Raw genomic sequence first — 17215 nt, forward strand, 5'->3', positions numbered from 1 at the left:
ATTTATTTTCCCTCCAGCTTAGCGCTGATGACCTGTGCGAAATGACCGACGTTGCGCAGCGACTCCAGCTCCGCCGTCCGAAACTTGATGCCGAAGCGCTGTTCGGCCGCAACCGTGAGCATGACGTGGGTCTGACTGTCCCAGCCCTCGATATCGTTGGCGGTCATTTCCGGGGAAAGCACAATGCTGTCGTCGTCGAACACATCGTGGAAAACCGGGGTGAGCTGCTTGAGTACTTCTGCTTCGGTCATGCCAATACCTCGATGAAATGGCGGGGTGTGCGGGGGGCGTTGAGTTCGTAACGCCAGAAGGTTGCGTCTGGCTCGCTGTCGGAAAGCGCCGGATGCTGAACGAAGCCCAGCCGGGGGAAATGCTCCGCGACCATGCCGTTACGTTCGGTCGGGCGGTACTCACCGATTAATGCGCGATAGCCGGCAGCGGTGGCCGCGGCAGCCAGCACGTCGAGCACGGCGTCTTCGACCTGACGACCCAGCACGCGGCAGCTCATCAGCCAGCTGTCGATCAGCAGTTCGTCACTGGCCACGGACGCATCCGGGCGCGCCAGGACAACGCTGATCAGGCCGTTATCACCGAACTTGTCAGCCAGGCGGATTGCCAGTGCCACGGCCGCCGGGTTGCTGGCGATGCGCTCGACTTCGGCCTCGCTATAGCGGCGCGTGGTGAGGTTGAACTGGTTGGTCTTGTTGATCAGCTGCGTGCTGCGGGCCAGCTCGGCGGCGCCGATCGGGGTGGCGGTCAGCACCATCTCCAGTCCGCGCAAATAGCCTTCCATGTCGGTGGCCTGGCTCATTGCCGCTTTGCGCTCGGCATTCAAGGCATAGTTGCGCCCACGGGTGGCATCGTCGGAGGTAAAGGAGACGGCTTCGAAGTAGCCGGCGGCGGCAACGCGGGCAGGGTAGTCGGCTACGTCGTCCGGCAATTCCGGTACGGCGACTTCCGGCAGCTCGCGCCGCACGATGTCTCGTTCGGCCGGGTTGTCGTCGACGAACACTAGGCTGTCGAGGCCAATGTCCAGCATCGAGGCGATACGCCGCAGGTTGCCGGCCTTGTCTTCCCAGTTGGCGACAAAGGCGGCGATGTCACTACGCTTGAGCGCCATCTCCGGGTGATTGAACGCCGCCTCGGCCACACTCAGATCATTCTTGCTGCACACCGCGAGGATGATGCCGCGGCGCGCCAGTTGTGCGGCATAGCGTTGAAAGGCGAGGAAAGCTTCGCCACTGGGCGAGCCCTGGCCGAGATGGATGGCCTCGACGCCATCGTCGCCGACCACGCCGCCCCACAGCGTGTTGTCCAGATCCAGCACCAGACACTTGCGCGACAGGCCGGCGCTGGCTGCGGCGATGCGCGCCAGCTGGTCGCCGTACAGCGGCGCCAGGTTCGGGCTGACCAGTTGCTTGGCCTGGTGCCAACGCACCGGTTCGGCCAGACCGTCGCCATAGCTGCCGCGAGCCGCTTCCCAGGCCAGATCCATCAGCAGCACACCGTCTTCACGGGCCGCGGCACGAATGGCGGCGTTAAGGCGCTCGATCAGCGCGTAGGGTGAGGCTGGGACCAGCGCTTCGAACGAGCCGAAAATCGGCGGGTCGGCGGGTACGATGGTCTGTTGAACGACCTGCACGGCATAGCGTTCACGTGCCCGGCGCCAGAGCAGGCGCAACTCGTCGACACGCTTGGCGACTGCTGCATCAACGTCTTGCTGCGAGGCTTCGAGTGGCAACTGCAAGGGGGCATCTCTGGCATCCAGCGCCAGGACGATCAGCTGCGGAGCAAAGCTGGCGAGCTCCGCATCGTCCATCAACAAGGCCTGACGGTACATCCCATACGGCGCGACATGCACCGAGAGCGCCAGCCGGCGTTGCAGGCCCGCGACGCGAATGGCCGGCACCAGATGATCCACGGTATGCGACGACAGCAGGGCGATGCGCAGCGGCTGCAGTCCGATGGCTGAGGTTTCGGCGTTTGCCAGTGCTCGCAGACCTTCGCCTGCCAGCCGGTCCAAACGGGTGGTGAGGGTGAAGTCGCGGCGGTACCTGGCGAGCTGCGTGGCCAGACCCAGGCGAATTAACGGGTCGGCTTCCCGCTTGGCCTCGCCGATGGCGGCGCCAAGATCCGGGTGCTGCGCTAACCAGAGAAGCTGATCCATTTAGCGTGTCACTCCTTTGTTATTGGGCGGTTAGAACTGGAAGTAAAGAAACTCGGTAGGCGCCACAGAAAAGGCAACAGCCAGTGCAAAGAAGCTCAGCACGCCGATGGCGATGCCGATGACCGGCGTTGGGCTCCACATGGCAATCGGGAACCAGCGCAGCAGCCAGTTTTCGCGCGGCTGGGCGTCCAGCGCCGTACGAAAGCCTGCCATCCACTGCTGCACGTTGGGCATGATCCAGACGAAGGCGAGCAGTATGGCGACGGTGAGGTAGTCGGACTTGTCGAAGTCGGTGCGCAACTCGCTCAAGCCAACCATGCCCGACAGCATGGCCATCGCCGCCGTCAGGCTGTTGGCACGGAAGAACACCATCGCCACGACTACACAGAGGAAGGTCAGCAGCACGGCGCCGACATGGTGCCAGAGCTTGTCACTGTCCAACGGCAGACCATGGCGCGCCTTGTAAGCACGGAAGCCGTGAGCGACGACCAGGTAGAAGCCGTGCAACAGTCCAAATGCCACGAACTGCCAGCCGGCGCCGTGCCACACACCAGAGATAAACATGGTCAGCACGGTGGGGTAAGCGATCAGCACGACAAAGGTCCCGACACTCATCTTCCCTCGCCGGGGCAGCGGCTTGCCGGTGGCCATCCGCTTGCGGGTGATCCGCATCACGATAGGGTTGTAGATGTAGGCGGTGAGAAAGCGCGTAAGCGTCATGTGCCAGCGCGACCAGTAATCGATCACGTTGTGAGCCTTGAACGGGCTGTTGAAGTTCACTGGCAAGCGCAGGCCGAACAGCAATCCCAGGCCGATCGCCATGTCGCTGTAGCCGGAAAAATCGAAGTAGATCTGCAGCGTATAGCTGAGTGCGCCATACCAGGCGTCATACAGCGACGGGACGGTGCCGCTCGCGGCAACCGCAAAGACCGGCGAGGCATTCTCCCCCAGCGGGTCGGCGAGGATCACTTTCTTGAACAGGCCGAGCACGAAGACCGTCAGTCCCAGCGAGATATTGTCGATCCGAGGGCGAAAGGTGCTGCTGTCATTGAACTGCTTGAGCATCTCGCCATGGTGGGTAATGGGACCGGCGATCAACTGTGGGAAGAAACTGATGAACAGGCAGTAATTGACGAAATCATGCTCGGCGACTTCGCCGTCGTGCGCGTCCACCAGATAGGCGATCTGCTGGAAGGTAAAGAACGAAATCGCCAGCGGCAGGATGATGTCGCCCACGGACCAACCGAGGTTGAAGACACTGTCGAGTGTGCCGAAGAGAAAGCCCGTGTATTTGTAGTAACCCAGCAGGGCGACGTTGGCGGCAACGCCGAGTATCAGCACGGCCTTCGATGGCCGTCGCAGCAGGTGGCCACCGATCAGGTAGTTGACCACCATGCTACCCACCAGCAGCGGAACATAGGCTGGGTTCCACCAGCCATAGAACACCAGCGACGCCAGTGTCAGCCAGATGGCGGCAAAGCGTTGTCTGCCGGAGCCCGCGAGAAGAATGAAGCCCAGTAAAACCACCGGAAGAAACCCGGCGATAAATACCATCGAATTGAAGAGCATTGTTCTTATTCCCTATCCCTGAACAAATAACAGCCGTTCTTCGGAACGGTGAATGTAGTGATGACCCATCACATACCGAACTACGCTCGCTGGTGCGTTTCCGAAGTCACGCAAGCCCGAACTTAGCTCTTGTTGCGAACAGTTGTCAGCTGCACATAACCAATGCCTGGTCTGTTAACTGCGACACAGAGTTGTAAGCGAAAGTTGCTCCGCTCATCCATTTGTCTTAGCAGTCCAGACAGGCGGCAAGCCAGCAAAATCAAGCGAAACGGCCCTTTTAGAGCCGTTTGTGAGAGACCGGGGAATACGCGAATAGAAGAGGCGGCGTGTTGCCGCATGCGTCAGGGCCACACGCGGGTGCTGTGCGCTTGGATTCGCCTTGCCTCGAGTGGCGCTGGATCTAGGTGATCTGAAATTTCAACCACGCGACCAGCGTCGGGAATCCCCTAAGGATTCGCTTTGAACAAGTCGATATGCAGATGTACCGAGCGCAATACTGTATTCAGACAGGTATTTAAAGCGGAGCGTAAGAACGCCGACCTGCGGTTCTTTAGCGGCAAGTGTGCTGTTCGTCGCAGAACCTCTATCTGAGGTTGGACCGGCGTAAAGATCCGGCTGAGTCAGTCGATGACTGATAAGTACTCACATACTCGGATGCCATCCATGCGACTCACGCTAAAAACTAAAGTCCTTCTTCTTGCGCTGGTGCCCGTCACCCTTTTTGCTTTGGTCCTAAGCGGCGCCGCGGCAAAAATCCTTCACGGTCTCGCCGACGAAGAGTTGGAAACTACCCGCGAGCGTATGATCGACGATGCTCGGACTCGGCTCGAGGATTACATGCGAATTGGTGTGAGCAGTGTGGCTCACCTCTACGAGCCGGCCGCGCAAGGGGATTTGGCCAGCCGTGACGAGGCCATCGCCATCCTCAAGAAGATCAAGTTCGGCAAAGATGGTTACTTTTTCGGCCATGACTCCAATGTTGTTCGGCTGTTCCGTGGGGAAAGTCCGGTGGATGTTGGCTCCAACCTGAGCGACCGCCGTGACTCCAATGGCGTCTACATCAATCGTGAATTGGTGGCCGTCGCGAAAAACAACACCTATTACGTCAACTACTCATCGCCTTTGCCCGGTAATGACAAGGTATCGGTACCGAAACTTGCCTACAGCTATTACCTGCCGAAGTGGGACTTGGCGCTGGGTACGGCGGTCAATCTCGACAATATCGAATTGGCCCTGGACCGGGTGAGGACGGACATCGAAGGCCGGGTCAATTCGATCCTAACCAGCATTCTGGTTATCGCTGGCGTGATGCTGGCGGCGCTGTGTATCGCTGGCGTGCTGATCAGCAACTCCATCGTCAAGCCGATCCAGGTGATTCGCGCTCAGCTCGATGATATCGCCGCAGGCGACGGTGACCTGACTCACCGCCTGCCGGAAGATCGCAGCGACGAACTGGGCCAGCTGGCCGGCTCGTTCAACCGTTTCGTTGGCAAGATCCACACCATGGTCAGCCAGGTTGCGGAGATGACCGGGCAACTGACCGGCATGGTCGCCGAGGTCGCATCCCAGGCACAGCGTTCCGAAAAAGCCATGGAGACCCAGCGCCAGGAAACCGATCAGGTCGCCACGGCAATCAATGAGATGTCCGCTGCTGCGCAGGAAGTTGCACACAGCGCGCAAGGCGCCGCTGAAGCCGCGCAACAGACCGATCAGGAAGGGCAGCAGGCAAAAGCCGTGGTCGATTCCAGCATTCGCCAGATCCATTCGCTGGTTGAGGAGATCCGCAGCAGCGGCACCTCGCTGGATGCTTTGCAGCAGGATGTGCATGCGATCGTGGGGGTGCTCGACGTGATCCGTTCGATTGCCGAGCAGACCAACCTGCTGGCGTTGAACGCCGCCATCGAGGCCGCTCGCGCCGGTGAGGCCGGACGTGGCTTCGCGGTCGTCGCCGATGAGGTTCGTGCACTGGCCAGTCGCACCCAGCAGAGTACCCAGGAAATCCAGGGGATGATTGACCGCCTGCAGAGCGGCGCCAAGCAGGCCGTAGCCGCCATGAGCCGTTCCAGCGAAGCGGGTGATGCCAGCAGTGCTCAGGCCAATCAGGCAGGCGCTTCGCTGGACGCCATCGCCCAGCTGATCGCCACTATCAACGGTATGAACGCACAGATCGCCAGCGCCGCTGAAGAGCAGACGGCGGTGGCAGAAGAGATCAACCGTAGCGTTCACCAGATCGCCACAGCAGTGGAAAACGTCGCCGAGGAAACCCAGCAGGGTGCCCAGACCGCGCGCAACCTGGCCAATGTGGGTGAGCGTCTGGGTGGGTTGGTGCGCCAGTTCCGCATCTGACGCGGCCCAATCTGGTCAGATCGGCTCAATATCAGTTTTATAAAGAAAACCCCGCACGCGCGGGGTTTTTCGTTTAGCGCAGGCCAGCTCTCAAAGAGCCGATCTTGGTCTATCAGCCGAAGACATAGCGGCGGCACCCTGGCGCACCGATCTTCATGCACACCTAGGGTGGATCACGCTTCATCGATCCACCGGGTGGCGATCCACCGGGTGGCTGCCCACCGAGCGATGTCACGGTGGATGTAAAAAGCGACATCCACCCCGCCGGACTTCGCATCAGCCGAAGAAATACAAACAGCCTGAAATGACGATGCCCGAATACACCAGCATCAGCAGGCAATAGCCCATGATGTCGCGCGCACCGAGCCCAACGATGCCGAGGATCGGCAGTGCCCAGAACGGCTGGATCATGTTGGTCCAGGCATCACCCCAGGCAATCGCCATGGCTGTGACGGCTGGCGTCACGCCGAGCGCCTGGCCAGCCGGCAGCATGATCGGTCCTTGCACAGCCCATTGGCCGCCACCGGATGGTACGAAGACGTTGACCAGCCCAGCGCTTAGAAAAGCCAGCACCGGGAAGGTGTCTGCCGAAGACCAGGCGATGAAGGTGTCGGTGATCTGCCGGCCCAGTGACAACCCCTCAGCGTTGGCGCCGACCATCATCCCCATGATTCCGGCGTAGAAGGGGAATTGGATGACGATGCCACTGATGCCGCCGATTCCGTCCTGTACCGCACGCATGTAGCGTTCGGGCGAGCCGTGCAGCGCCAGGCCGATAAACAGGAATAAGCCGATGACGATGTTCAGTGTTAGAGCGAAGCCGTCCGCAGCGAAGTAGAAACCGAAATACACCACAGCCAGCGCAACGATGATCAGGTTGAGGATGCGGCTGTCGTCCATGCGCTGCGCCAGGGTGTTACGCGGCAGGGCCTCATGAGCGGGGTCTAGCAGTTTTGCAGGGTCCGCAACTTTTGGGTCTTTCGGATGCATGGCCCAGTTGAGGATCGGCAGACCGATCACCAGCAGTGCAATGATGGTCAGGTTCATGGTGGTGAACAGGGTGTCGCCGACGCCGATGGCGGCAGTCACCACGCCGCCGGTCATGCGCTCCAGATCTGCCCCTCCGGTGGCCAGCGAAAGGGGGATGGAACCGGACAGTCCGCCGTGCCAGATCAGAAAGCCCGAGTAGGCCGCAGCGACCAGCAATGGATAATCGACGCCTTTTACTTCACGGGCCAGGGCGCGGGCGAACACCGCACCGATCACAAGGCCGAAGCCCCAGTTGATCCACGAGCCGGCCAGCGCCACCAGCGTAACCAGTACTACCGCACGGCCTGGTGTGCGGGCGGTTCGCGCCAGGCCCGCCAGCAAGCGATGGATCAAGGGGGCGCTGGCCAGGGCATGGCCAGTGACCAGGATCAGCGCCATCTGCATGGCGAAGGTGAGCAAATTCCAAAAACCCGTACCCCAGTGCTGGGCCATGGCGGGCAAACCCTGTCCGGTGACCAGCATGCTGGCAGCAAGGACGATGAGGCTGAGGAGAATGGCAAACACGAAAGGCGAGGGGAGGTATCGCTGAATGAGCTTGACGCTCAAAGCGGTAACGGAGCTGAGCATGGCTATTGATCCTTGGTTATTCTTCTTTTTAAGGCGGTGCACGTGCGTGGCGTGCGCCGCAGTCATTTCAATACGTCGAGGCGGTCGATCCTGGTCGCAGCGTTAATCCTCCGTTATGAGCCGATGTAGTTGGTTTAGCCGCGCTCGATGGCCAGTGCAACGCCCTGGCCGCCGCCGATGCACAGCGTGGCAAGGCCTTTTTTCGCGTCGCGGCGGATCATCTCGTGCAGCAGCGTGACCAGCACCCGGCAGCCCGAAGCACCAATCGGGTGGCCCAGGGCGATGGCGCCGCCGTTGACGTTGACCTTGCTCGCATCCCAGCCGAGCTCTTGCCCCACCGACAGTGCCTGGGCGGCGAAGGCCTCGTTGGCTTCGATCAGGTCCAGCTCGTCGAGCGACCAGCCGGCTTTGTCCAGGCAGCGACGGGTGGCCGACACCGGCGCAATCCCCATGATTGCGGGGTCAACGCCTGCGTTGGCGTAGGCCTTGATCGTCGCCAGCACCGGCAGGCCGAGCGCCTTGGCTTTGTCGGCGCTCATCAGCAACACCGCCGCGGCGCCGTCGTTGAGACTGGAGGCGTTGCCCGCGGTGACCGAACCGTCCTTCTTGAAGGCTGGCCTGAGCTTGGCCAGTGACTCGGCGGTGGTCCCGGCACGTGGTTGCTCGTCGGTGTCGAAACGCAGCGGATCACCTTTGCGCTGAGGAATTTCGATGGGCGTGATCTCGTCGTTGAAACGCCCGGCCTCGATGGCGGCGACGGCCTTCTGCTGTGATGACGCAGCGAAGGCGTCCTGCGCTTCACGGCTGATCTGGTACTTGTCGACGAGGTTCTCCGCCGTGATACCCATGTGGAAATCGTTGAAGGCATCCCAGAGGCCATCGCTGATCATGCTGTCGACCAGCTCGGCATGGCCCATGCGCAGGCCTGTGCGGGCCTTGGGCAGCACATAGGGCGCGAGGCTCATGTTTTCCTGGCCCCCGGCAATAACCACCTCGGCATCGCCGCAGCGAATGGCCTGGGTCGCCAGATGCAGCGCCTTGAGGCCCGAACCGCACACCTTGTTCAGTGTGAATGACGGTACGGCATGGGGCAGGCCGGCCTTGATAGACGCCTGACGCGCAGGGTTCTGGCCGGAACCGGCGGTCAGCACCTGGCCGAGAATGACTTCGTCGACTTCGGCAGGGTTGAGCCCCGTCTGCTCGAGCAGGCGCTTGATCACGGCTGCACCCAGATCAGGCGCGGCGATGTTCGCCAGGCTGCCTTGGAAGGCGCCAATGGCAGTGCGAGTGGCGGCGACGATAACGACGTCTTGCATGAAAAATTCTCCAATCCGAAGCGGGAAAAGCCCCGCATGCGCTGCGCGCACCACGAGGCCTTGGAAATACGCCGATCAGGCGAACTGCATTTCCGGCACGTGATCCGGGACCACCAGCTCACCGGCAGTCTTGGCGACAATCTCCTCGACGCTCACGCCCGGCGCGCGTTCCTTGAGGACAAAGGCGCCTTTCTCGATTTCCAGATAGGCCAGGTCGGTCAGTACCCGCTTGATGCAGCCGGCACCGGTCAGCGGCAGGGTGCACTTGGGCAGCAGCTTGGACTCGCCATCCTTGGAGGCGTGCGTCATCAGCACGATGATGTTTTCGGCACCAGCAACCAGGTCCATGGCGCCGCCCATGCCTTTGATCAGCTTGCCGGGGATCATCCAGGAGGCGATGTTGCCCTGAACGTCGACCTCGAAAGCGCCGAGTACGGTGAGGTCGATATGCCCACCACGGATCATCGCGAAGGATTCGGCGGAGTTGAAAATGGACGCCCCGACCCGTGCGGTGACAGTCTGTTTGCCGGCGTTGATCATGTCGGCGTCGAGCTCTTGCTCGGTGGGGAAGGCGCCCATGCCGAGCAGGCCGTTCTCCGACTGCAGCATGACTTCCATGCCTTCCGGCACGTAGTTGGCAACCAGAGTCGGGATGCCGATGCCGAGGTTCACGTAAAAGCCGTCCTGCAGTTCGCGGGCGACGCGCTGGGCCATTTGTTCACGAGACAGTGCCATGGTCTGTTCCTCTTATTCTTTTGATTAGCTGCGGACGGTGCGCTTTTCGATGCGCTTCTCGAAGGTGCCGCAGATGAGGCGGTCGACGTAGATGCCAGGCGTGTGGATCTGGGTGGGGTCGATCTCGCCGGGTTCGACGATTTCCTCGACCTCCACCACGGTGACCTTGCCGGCGGCGGCGGCCAGCGGATTGAAGTTCTGCGCGGTGTGGCGGTAGATGACGTTGCCGTAGCGGTCCGCCTTCCAGCCCTTGACGATGGCGAAGTCGCCGGTGATGGCGTGCTCGAGGATGTGTGGACGGCCATTGAAATCACGCACGTCCTTGCCTTCGGCGATGGGGGTGCCGTAGCCGGTCGCGGTGTAGAAGGCCGGAATGCCGGCTCCGCCTGCGCGCATCTTTTCCGCCAGCGTGCCTTGGGGCGTCAGCTCGACCTCCAGCTCGCCGTTGAGCAGCTGCTTTTCGAACAGCGCGTTTTCACCGACGTAGGACGCAATCATCTTGCGGATCTGCCGATCCTCCAGCAGTACCCCGAGGCCGAAGCCGTCGACGCCGCAGTTGTTGGAAACGACTGTCAGATCGCGGGTGCCCTTGCGCCTGATTTCGGCGATCAGGTTTTCAGGGATGCCGCAGAGGCCGAAGCCACCGGCCAGAACAGTCATGCCGTCTTCGAGGCCTTCAAGTGCCTCGGCATAGGAATTCACGCGCTTGTCGAAACCAGCCATAAACCTTTCCTTCTTGTTGTTGGAGACCTGATCGTGATGATGACGGGGTCGTGGCTTGAGTCTTCCCCTGATGAGTGGATTTGTTAAGTTGATTTTTAAGCGCTATTAATTGATAAATCGAAACAACCTATCGATTACCGCAACCCCGTTGCTCCTGGACGCTGCTGATGACCGTCAAACAACTTCGCGCATTCCTGGCTGTGGCGCACACCTTGAGTTTTGCCCAGGCCTGCGAGCGTCTGCATCTGTCGCAGTCGGCGCTGAGCCTGACCATCAAGGCGCTTGAGGACGGCCTGGGAGGGCGGTTGTTCAGCCGCACCACGCGTGCCGTCAGCCTTACCCCTGAAGGCGAAGCGCTGCTGCCGCTGGCGCGTCGCTTACTGGCCGATTGGGATAATGCCGAGGATGAGCTGCGTCAGCGGTTTACGCTGCGACAGGGCCGGGTGGTTCTGGCCTCGATGCCGTCCTTTGCCGGCAACCTGCTGCCGGCGGTCCTGCGTACCTTCCGCGACCGTTACCCCTCAATCAGCGTCACCGTGCATGACGTGATCAACGAGCAGGTGATGGAGATGGTCCGTGACCGCCTGGTGGAAATCGGCATTGCCTTCGAGCCCGAGCCCAGCACACCGCTGACCTTCACGCCGCTGTACACCGACCGCTTCGTGGCGGTGGTGCCGGCTGACTCGATGTTGGCGAGCCAGACGGAAGTGAGTTGGGACGCCTTGCTGAAATATCCCTTCATTACCCTTCAGCGCCCCTCGACGGTGCGCGTCATGCTTGAAGACCACCTGCGCCCGCGGGGCCGTCAGTTACCGGTGCAGTTCGAGAGTCACCAGCTGGCAACGGTGGGGCGCATGGTGGGCAGTGGTCTGGGTGTCAGTGCCGTACCGGCGCTGTGTCGTCAGCAGATGCTGGAGCTCGGTGCGTGCTGTGTTGCACTGACCGATCCGGTGATCGAGAAACCGGTTGGCATCCTCACCAAGCCCGGTCACGAACTCTCGGTGGCGGCGCAGGCGATTGCAGACACCTTGCGCGCAGAAACGAACTATCCATACGGTCCTGCCTGAGCGCTCGAGGCCACGGCAGCAGTGACTCTGGGCCTGAGGTAATCCTTCGAAAGCGTGCGGTAACCGGCCGTCTGGGATGTCTGCGTTGAAGTAGTGGCACCTGGCAACTTTGTAACAGCAACAGCCCTTGGCTATAAGTAATCAGCTCTGCGATTATCGAACGCCAGTACGATAATCGCCCATCACTTTCGCCAAGGACGCCTGCTATGAATGACGAATCCCGCCCCAGTCTTGCTCCGATGGCGCCGGCCATCATCGCGTCGCCGGCCAAACGCATCGAAGCGCTGACCGGCGATCCCAATTTCATGACCTCGCTGGCGCGGGGGCTGGCGGTGATACATGCCTTTCAGGAGCGCAAGCGCCATCTGACCATTGCCCAGATCAGCCACCGCACGGAAATCCCCCGGGCCGCCGTGCGGCGTTGCCTGCACACGCTGATCAAGCTGGGCTACGCCACGACTGACGGTCGCACCTATTCGCTGCTGCCCAAGGTACTGACCCTCGGCCATGCCTATCTGTCCTCAACGCCGCTGGCGGTCACCGCGCAGCCGATTCTCGACCGTCTGAGCGATCAACTCCACGAAGCCTGTTCGATGGCAACGCTGGAAGGCGATGAAGTCCTCTACGTGGCGCGTTCTGCCACGCCACAGCGACTGATTTCGGTCGATCTCAGTGTCGGCAGCCGGTTGCCTGCGTACTGCACCTCCATGGGCCGCATTCTGCTGGCGGCACTGGATGATGCGGCGCTGGACGATTATCTGGAACATGCCAATCTGCAGATCAAGACCAGCCGTACGCTGCATACGCCCGAGGCCATTCGTGGCTCGATAGCCGAGATACGACAAAAGGGCTGGGTGATCATTGACCAGGAGTTGGAAGTCGGCCTGCGGTCGCTGGCCGTGCCGCTCAAGGATTCTGCGGGCCAAGTGCTGGCCGCGCTGAACGTCGGCACCCACGCCAGCCGCATGACCAAGCAGGAGCTCGAGACGCGCTTCCTGCCGGTGTTACTGGAGGCAAGCCAGGAGCTGAGCACCCGTCTGTTTCACTGATGCTGCAGCCGTTATCCAAATACTGCGGATGGCGAGGGGAGCCTGTCTTGGTCGGACCGAGGTGCTGAGGTTAGTGTTCGGTAATCGCACGGCTAATCGATTATCGGATTGTTCTGGCGGGGCTCGATGGGTAGTGTGGATCGCAAGCGCATCACGCGCATTTCGTTATTCACACGAGACTGACCCATGGCCGACCTCCTTTCCCTTCGCGAAGCAGTGGATCGCTTCGTCAGCAACGGTGACACCGTTGCGCTTGAAGGCTTCACGCATCTGATTCCCACCGCCGCCGCCCATGAACTCATCCGTCAGGACAAGAAGGACCTGACCCTGGTGCGGATGACCCCCGACCTGGTCTATGACCTCCTGATCGGCGCCGGTTGCGCAAAGAAGCTGGTGTTCTCCTGGGGCGGCAATCCGGGTGTGGGTTCCTTGCATCGCCTGCGTGATGCGGTGGAAAAGCAGTGGCCGCAGCCGCTGGAAATCGAAGAGCACAGCCATGCCGATCTGGCCAATGCCTACGTTGCCGGTGCGTCCGGACTGCCGTTTGCCGTCCTGCGCGCCTATCTCGGTTCCGATTTGCCGAAGGTCAACCCGATGATCAAGTTCATCGACTGCCCGTTCACCGGCGAAACCCTGGCTGCAGTTCCCAGCGTGCGTCCGGATGTCACCGTGATTCACGCGCAAAAAGCCGATCGCAAGGGCAACGTGCTTATCGCCGGCATTCTGGGTGTGCAGAAGGAAGCGGCGCTGGCAGCCAAGCGCTGCATCGTCACCGTCGAGGAAATCGTCGATGACCTGCAGGCACCGATGAATGCCTGCGTATTGCCAACCTGGGCACTGAGTGCCGTGTGTCTGGTACCGGGAGGGGCGCATCCGTCCTACGCGCATGGCTACTACGAGCGCGACAACCGCTTCTATCAGCAGTGGGACCCGATTGCCCGCGACCGCGATACCTTCACCGCCTGGATCGATGAGTTCATTCGCGGTACCGAAGATTTCTCAGCGTTTCAAGAAAAGATAGGGGCCAAGCTGGCCGCGCAGCAGGAGGCCAAGTGATGAGCGCTCACGCCAATGACTACAGCACCAACGAAATGATGACCGTTGCCGCCTCCCGGCGGCTCGGTGATGGCATCGTCTGCTTTGTCGGCATCGGCCTGCCGTCCAAAGCCGCCAATCTGGCGCGCCTGACTCACGCACCTGAAGTGGTGCTGATCTACGAATCCGGCCCCATTGGCGCCAAGCCGTCCGTGCTGCCGCTGTCCATCGGCGACGGCGAGTTGGCCGAGACCGCTGACACTGTGATGCCCACCGCGGAGATCTTCCGCTACTGGCTGCAAGGTGGCCGCATCGAAGTCGGCTTTCTCGGCGCGGCGCAGGTCGACAAGTACGGCAACATCAACACCACGGTGATCGGTGACTATCATCAACCGAAAGTTCGCTTGCCAGGGGCGGGCGGGGCGCCGGAAATTGCCGGGTCGGCCAAGCAGGTGCTGATCATTCTCAAACAGTCGCACCGCACCTTTGTCGACAAGCTGGCGTTCATCACCTCGGTCGGTTTTGGCGAGGGCGGTGATCATCGCAAGCAGCTCGGGCTGCCGGGCAATGGGCCGGTAGGAATCATCACTGACCTGTGCATCATGGAGCCCGAAGCCGGGTCCAACGAATTCGTGGTGACCTCGCTGCACCCGGGCGTGACCCGTGAACAGGTAATCGAGAACACCGGTTGGGCCATCCGTTTCGCCGATCAACTGGGCGAAACCGAGGCGCCGACCACTACTGAACTGGAGGCCCTGCGAGCCCTTGAGGCCCGCACTGCCGCCGCCCACGGACAAGCTGGAGGTGACGAGTGACACGCGAAGTCTATATCTGCGATGCAGTACGCACGCCCATTGGCCGCTTCGGCGGTGCGCTGGCTGCCGTGCGAACCGATGATCTGGCCGCCACGCCGATCAAGGCACTGCTCGAGCGCAACCCCGGGCTCGACCCGGCGGCGGTTGAGGAAGTCTTCATGGGCAGCGCCAACCAGGCGGGTGAGGACAACCGTAACGTCGCGCGTATGGCCGCGCTCTTGGCCGGCCTGCCGGAAACCGTACCGGGCATGACACTCAATCGGCTCTGTGCCTCGGGCATGGATGCCGTGGGCAGCGCCTTTCGCGCCATCGCCTGTGGTGAGATGGAGCTGGCCATCGCCGGCGGCGTCGAGTCCATGACCCGCGCACCCTATGTGATGGGCAAGGCCGATACCGCATTCGGCCGCACACAAAAGATCGAGGATACCACCATTGGCTGGCGCTTCATCAACCCGAAGATGAAGGAGATGTACGGCGTCGACGCCATGCCGCAAACCGCCGACAACGTGGCCGAAGAGCATCAGATCAGTCGTGAGGACCAGGACGCCTTCGCGCTGCGCAGTCAGCAACGTACTGGCAAGGCGCAGGCGGCCGGGTTCTTTGCTGAGGAAATCGTCCCGGTGGTGATCAAGGGCCGCAAGGGCGATACCGTCGTGGATACCGACGAGCATCCGCGTCCGGACACCACCGCCGAAGCGCTGGCCAAGCTCAAACCTGTCAACGGGCCGGACAAGACGGTGACCGCCGGTAACGCGTCGGGTGTCAACGACGGCGCGGCGGCGATGATTCTCGCCAGCGCCGAAGCGGTTAAGAAGTACGGCCTCAAGCCTCGCGCCAAAGTGCTCGGCATGGCCAGCGCCGGCGTGGCGCCTCGGGTCATGGGCTACGGTCCGGTACCGGCAGTGCGCAAGCTGTGCGAGCGGCTGAATCTGGCCGTGAGCGACTTCGATGTGATCGAACTCAACGAAGCCTTCGCCGCCCAGGCGCTGGCGGTGACGCGTGACCTCGGGCTGGAAGATGACAGCCCAAAGGTCAACCCGCAGGGCGGCGCCATTGCCCTTGGCCACCCACTGGGCATGAGCGGCGCCAGGCTGGTACTGACGACCGTGCATGCGCTGGAAAAGAACGGCGGCAAGCTGGGGCTGGCGACCATGTGCGTCGGCGTGGGGCAGGGTTTGGCGCTGGCGCTGGAAAAGGTCTGAGGTCTCGCCAGGGTGGGCTGCAGCGGAACGCCGCGCGGCCCAACAACGGCCGTTAATGTCGCACCCTTGTAGGGCGGGCTTCGGCCACCAGCGCCACCCGCGACGGCATTTACCGCGCCACGGCACTGTGTGACGGCAGGCACCGCGCCTTTCTCGCGTGCGGGCGGCCAACTTTGATCGACGTTCAGGAGGGCTCCCATGCCCAGCATCAAACTCGCCGATGGCGAACTGAATTACCGCTTCGATGGCCCGGTGGATGCGCCTGTGCTGGTGCTGTCCAACTCGCTGGGCACGACATTCGACATGTGGGATGCACAGGTCCCCGCATTCAGCGAACACTTTCGTGTGCTGCGTTATGACACCCGTGGCCACGGTGGATCCTCCGTGACACCCGGCCCTTACAGCATCGAGCAGCTCGGTCGGGACGTGCTTGATCTGGTCGATTCCCTGGCAATCGACCGTTTTGCCTTCTGCGGTTTGTCCATGGGTGGCCTGATCGGCCAATGGCTGGGCATCCACGCTGGCGAGCGCTTGACCCGTCTGGTGCTGTGCAACACCGGCGCGAAAATCGGCACCGACGCGGTGTGGAACGAGCGGATCGACGGCGTGCTGCGCGGCGGCGAGCAGGCCATGCGCGACATGCGCGATGCCGCCATTTCACGCTGGTTCACAGCGACCTTCGCCGGTCGCTCGCCCGAGCAGACCGGCGGTATTACCCAGATGATCGCAGGCACCTCACCGGCCGGATACGCCGCCAACTGCGCTGCGGTGCGCGATGCCGATTATCGGGAGCAGCTGGGCGCGATCAAGGTACCGACGCTGGTGGTCTGTGGCCGCCACGATCCGGTCACGACACCTGAACACGGGCGCTTCATCCAGGCTCATGTGAACGGTGCGCAGCTGATCGAACTGGAGGCGGCGCATCTGTCGAACGTCGAGACCGGCGATGAGTTCACCCGTCCGGTGCTGGCGTTTTTGCGCGGCTGAGCAATCCTCGATTCGATAAAAAACCGGGCCGCAAGGGCCCGGCAAAGATCAACGAGGAGTCATTGCCGTGTTGCTTTCTAGTCTTACCAAAGCGCCAGTGTGTAGCTGAGAATCACGCGGGTTTCGTTGATGTCACTGCCGAAGTTGCTGCGCACGGTGGCGTTGCGCACCTTCATGCCGAGGTTCTTCAACGGCCCGCTCTGGACTACATAGGCGATGTCGGTGTCGCGCTCCCACTCTTCACCTTCTCCGCCGCCTGCCAGGTTGACGTTGTCACCGGACACATAGCGGGTCATCAGGCTCAGCCCGGGGATGCCCGCCGCAGCGAAGTCATAGTCGTAGCGGACCTGCCAGGATTTCTCGTCTTCGTTACCGAAGTCGTTGATCTGCAGCAGGTTGATCAGCATGTTGTCGCCACCGCTGATATACGCAAAACCGGTGTCGCCGCTCAACGTCTGGTAACCGCCTGTAAACGCGTGGCCGCCGAGCTTGTAGGTGAACAGCGCGCCGAAGGCGTTGTTGTCGACGTTGCTGCCGCCGTCATCGGTGGAGCGCACGTAGCGCAGGTCGGTCTTGAAGCTCTGGTT

General features: G+C 61.7%; 15 protein-coding genes. 7 read left to right on the forward strand and 8 right to left on the reverse strand.

The genetic code is table 11. From position 1 onward, the window contains the following. Positions 1–2: 2 nt before the first annotated feature. From ACSSNI_RS22220 to ACSSNI_RS22230, 3 genes are read right to left on the reverse strand one after another with little or no spacing between them, the layout of a single operon-like run. The gene (locus ACSSNI_RS22220) at positions 3–251 is read right to left on the reverse strand and encodes an acyl carrier protein (RefSeq protein ID WP_019339589.1); all 249 of its coding nucleotides are present in this window, start codon (positions 249–251) and stop codon (positions 3–5) included. Then, a complete protein-coding gene (locus tag ACSSNI_RS22225) occupies positions 248–2167 on the reverse strand; it encodes an HAD-IIIC family phosphatase (RefSeq protein WP_200639554.1) in 1920 nt (639 codons plus the stop codon). The genes ACSSNI_RS22220 and ACSSNI_RS22225 overlap by 4 nt, the downstream gene beginning before the upstream one ends. A gap of 30 nt (positions 2168–2197) precedes the next feature. Next, a complete protein-coding gene (locus ACSSNI_RS22230; protein WP_200639555.1) occupies positions 2198–3736 on the reverse strand; it encodes an MBOAT family O-acyltransferase in 1539 nt (512 codons plus the stop codon). A gap of 663 nt (positions 3737–4399) precedes the next feature. On the opposite strand from ACSSNI_RS22230, the gene ACSSNI_RS22235 reads away from it, so the two are divergent. Continuing rightward, positions 4400–6082: a methyl-accepting chemotaxis protein gene (locus ACSSNI_RS22235; RefSeq protein WP_200639556.1), complete on the forward strand. Its 1683-nt coding sequence runs from the start codon at positions 4400–4402 to the stop codon at positions 6080–6082. A gap of 276 nt (positions 6083–6358) precedes the next feature. Here the strand turns inward: ACSSNI_RS22235 and ACSSNI_RS22240 are convergent, their stop codons facing one another. From ACSSNI_RS22240 to ACSSNI_RS22255, 4 genes are all read right to left on the reverse strand, one after another. Beyond that, positions 6359–7699, reverse strand: coding sequence for a short-chain fatty acid transporter (locus ACSSNI_RS22240; protein ID WP_200639557.1), 1341 nt, complete (start codon positions 7697–7699; stop codon positions 6359–6361). A gap of 134 nt (positions 7700–7833) precedes the next feature. Beyond that, the gene (locus ACSSNI_RS22245) at positions 7834–9015 is read right to left on the reverse strand and encodes an acetyl-CoA C-acetyltransferase (RefSeq protein ID WP_200639558.1); all 1182 of its coding nucleotides are present in this window, start codon (positions 9013–9015) and stop codon (positions 7834–7836) included. A 75-nt stretch (positions 9016–9090) separates the two neighbouring features. After that, a complete protein-coding gene (locus ACSSNI_RS22250; protein WP_200639559.1) occupies positions 9091–9750 on the reverse strand; it encodes a CoA transferase subunit B in 660 nt (219 codons plus the stop codon). 24 nt (positions 9751–9774) lie between these two features. Then, positions 9775–10473 (reverse strand): CoA transferase subunit A, encoded by a 699-nt coding sequence (locus ACSSNI_RS22255; protein ID WP_200639560.1) that lies wholly within the window; start codon positions 10471–10473, stop codon positions 9775–9777. Between the two features lie 167 nt (positions 10474–10640). Between ACSSNI_RS22255 and ACSSNI_RS22260 the strand changes: the two genes are divergently transcribed. From ACSSNI_RS22260 to pcaD, 6 genes are all read left to right on the forward strand, one after another. Then, a complete protein-coding gene (locus ACSSNI_RS22260; RefSeq protein ID WP_200639561.1) occupies positions 10641–11540 on the forward strand; it encodes a LysR family transcriptional regulator in 900 nt (299 codons plus the stop codon). Positions 11541–11746: 206 nt separating this feature from the next. After that, complete coding sequence (locus ACSSNI_RS22265) at positions 11747–12589, forward strand: IclR family transcriptional regulator domain-containing protein (RefSeq protein WP_148925999.1); 843 nt, start codon at positions 11747–11749, stop codon at positions 12587–12589. Between the two features lie 186 nt (positions 12590–12775). Next, positions 12776–13645, forward strand: coding sequence for a CoA transferase subunit A (locus ACSSNI_RS22270; RefSeq protein ID WP_148925998.1), 870 nt, complete (start codon positions 12776–12778; stop codon positions 13643–13645). After that, the gene (locus ACSSNI_RS22275; RefSeq protein WP_200639562.1) at positions 13645–14439 is read left to right on the forward strand and encodes a CoA-transferase subunit beta; all 795 of its coding nucleotides are present in this window, start codon (positions 13645–13647) and stop codon (positions 14437–14439) included. The genes ACSSNI_RS22270 and ACSSNI_RS22275 overlap by 1 nt, the downstream gene beginning before the upstream one ends. Beyond that, a complete protein-coding gene (gene pcaF, locus ACSSNI_RS22280) occupies positions 14436–15641 on the forward strand; it encodes a 3-oxoadipyl-CoA thiolase (protein ID WP_200639563.1) in 1206 nt (401 codons plus the stop codon). The genes ACSSNI_RS22275 and pcaF overlap by 4 nt, the downstream gene beginning before the upstream one ends. A 198-nt stretch (positions 15642–15839) precedes the next feature. Beyond that, positions 15840–16628 carry a 3-oxoadipate enol-lactonase gene (gene pcaD / locus ACSSNI_RS22285; RefSeq protein WP_200639564.1) on the forward strand — a complete coding sequence of 263 codons (789 nt, stop codon included), beginning with the start codon at positions 15840–15842 and terminating at the stop codon, positions 16626–16628. 83 nt (positions 16629–16711) lie between these two features. Here the strand turns inward: pcaD and ACSSNI_RS22290 are convergent. Next, positions 16712–17215 (reverse strand): OprD family outer membrane porin (locus ACSSNI_RS22290; RefSeq protein WP_448260304.1); only part of this gene is annotated, 504 nt, incomplete at its 5' end.

This window comes from Stutzerimonas tianxiuensis (assembly GCF_053470365.1).

Coding starts and splice junctions, on each gene's coding strand:
- ACSSNI_RS22220 (WP_019339589.1), bottom strand. CDS start 251: ATGACCGAAGCAGAAGTACTCAAGCAGCTCACCCCGGTTTTCCACGAT.
- ACSSNI_RS22225 (WP_200639554.1), bottom strand. CDS start 2,167: ATGGATCAGCTTCTCTGGTTAGCGCAGCACCCGGATCTTGGCGCCGCC.
- ACSSNI_RS22230 (WP_200639555.1), bottom strand. CDS start 3,736: ATGCTCTTCAATTCGATGGTATTTATCGCCGGGTTTCTTCCGGTGGTT.
- ACSSNI_RS22235 (WP_200639556.1), top strand. CDS start 4,400: ATGCGACTCACGCTAAAAACTAAAGTCCTTCTTCTTGCGCTGGTGCCC.
- ACSSNI_RS22240 (WP_200639557.1), bottom strand. CDS start 7,699: ATGCTCAGCTCCGTTACCGCTTTGAGCGTCAAGCTCATTCAGCGATAC.
- ACSSNI_RS22245 (WP_200639558.1), bottom strand. CDS start 9,015: ATGCAAGACGTCGTTATCGTCGCCGCCACTCGCACTGCCATTGGCGCC.
- ACSSNI_RS22250 (WP_200639559.1), bottom strand. CDS start 9,750: ATGGCACTGTCTCGTGAACAAATGGCCCAGCGCGTCGCCCGCGAACTG.
- ACSSNI_RS22255 (WP_200639560.1), bottom strand. CDS start 10,473: ATGGCTGGTTTCGACAAGCGCGTGAATTCCTATGCCGAGGCACTTGAA.
- ACSSNI_RS22260 (WP_200639561.1), top strand. CDS start 10,641: ATGACCGTCAAACAACTTCGCGCATTCCTGGCTGTGGCGCACACCTTG.
- ACSSNI_RS22265 (WP_148925999.1), top strand. CDS start 11,747: ATGAATGACGAATCCCGCCCCAGTCTTGCTCCGATGGCGCCGGCCATC.
- ACSSNI_RS22270 (WP_148925998.1), top strand. CDS start 12,776: ATGGCCGACCTCCTTTCCCTTCGCGAAGCAGTGGATCGCTTCGTCAGC.
- ACSSNI_RS22275 (WP_200639562.1), top strand. CDS start 13,645: ATGAGCGCTCACGCCAATGACTACAGCACCAACGAAATGATGACCGTT.
- pcaD (WP_200639564.1), top strand. CDS start 15,840: ATGCCCAGCATCAAACTCGCCGATGGCGAACTGAATTACCGCTTCGAT.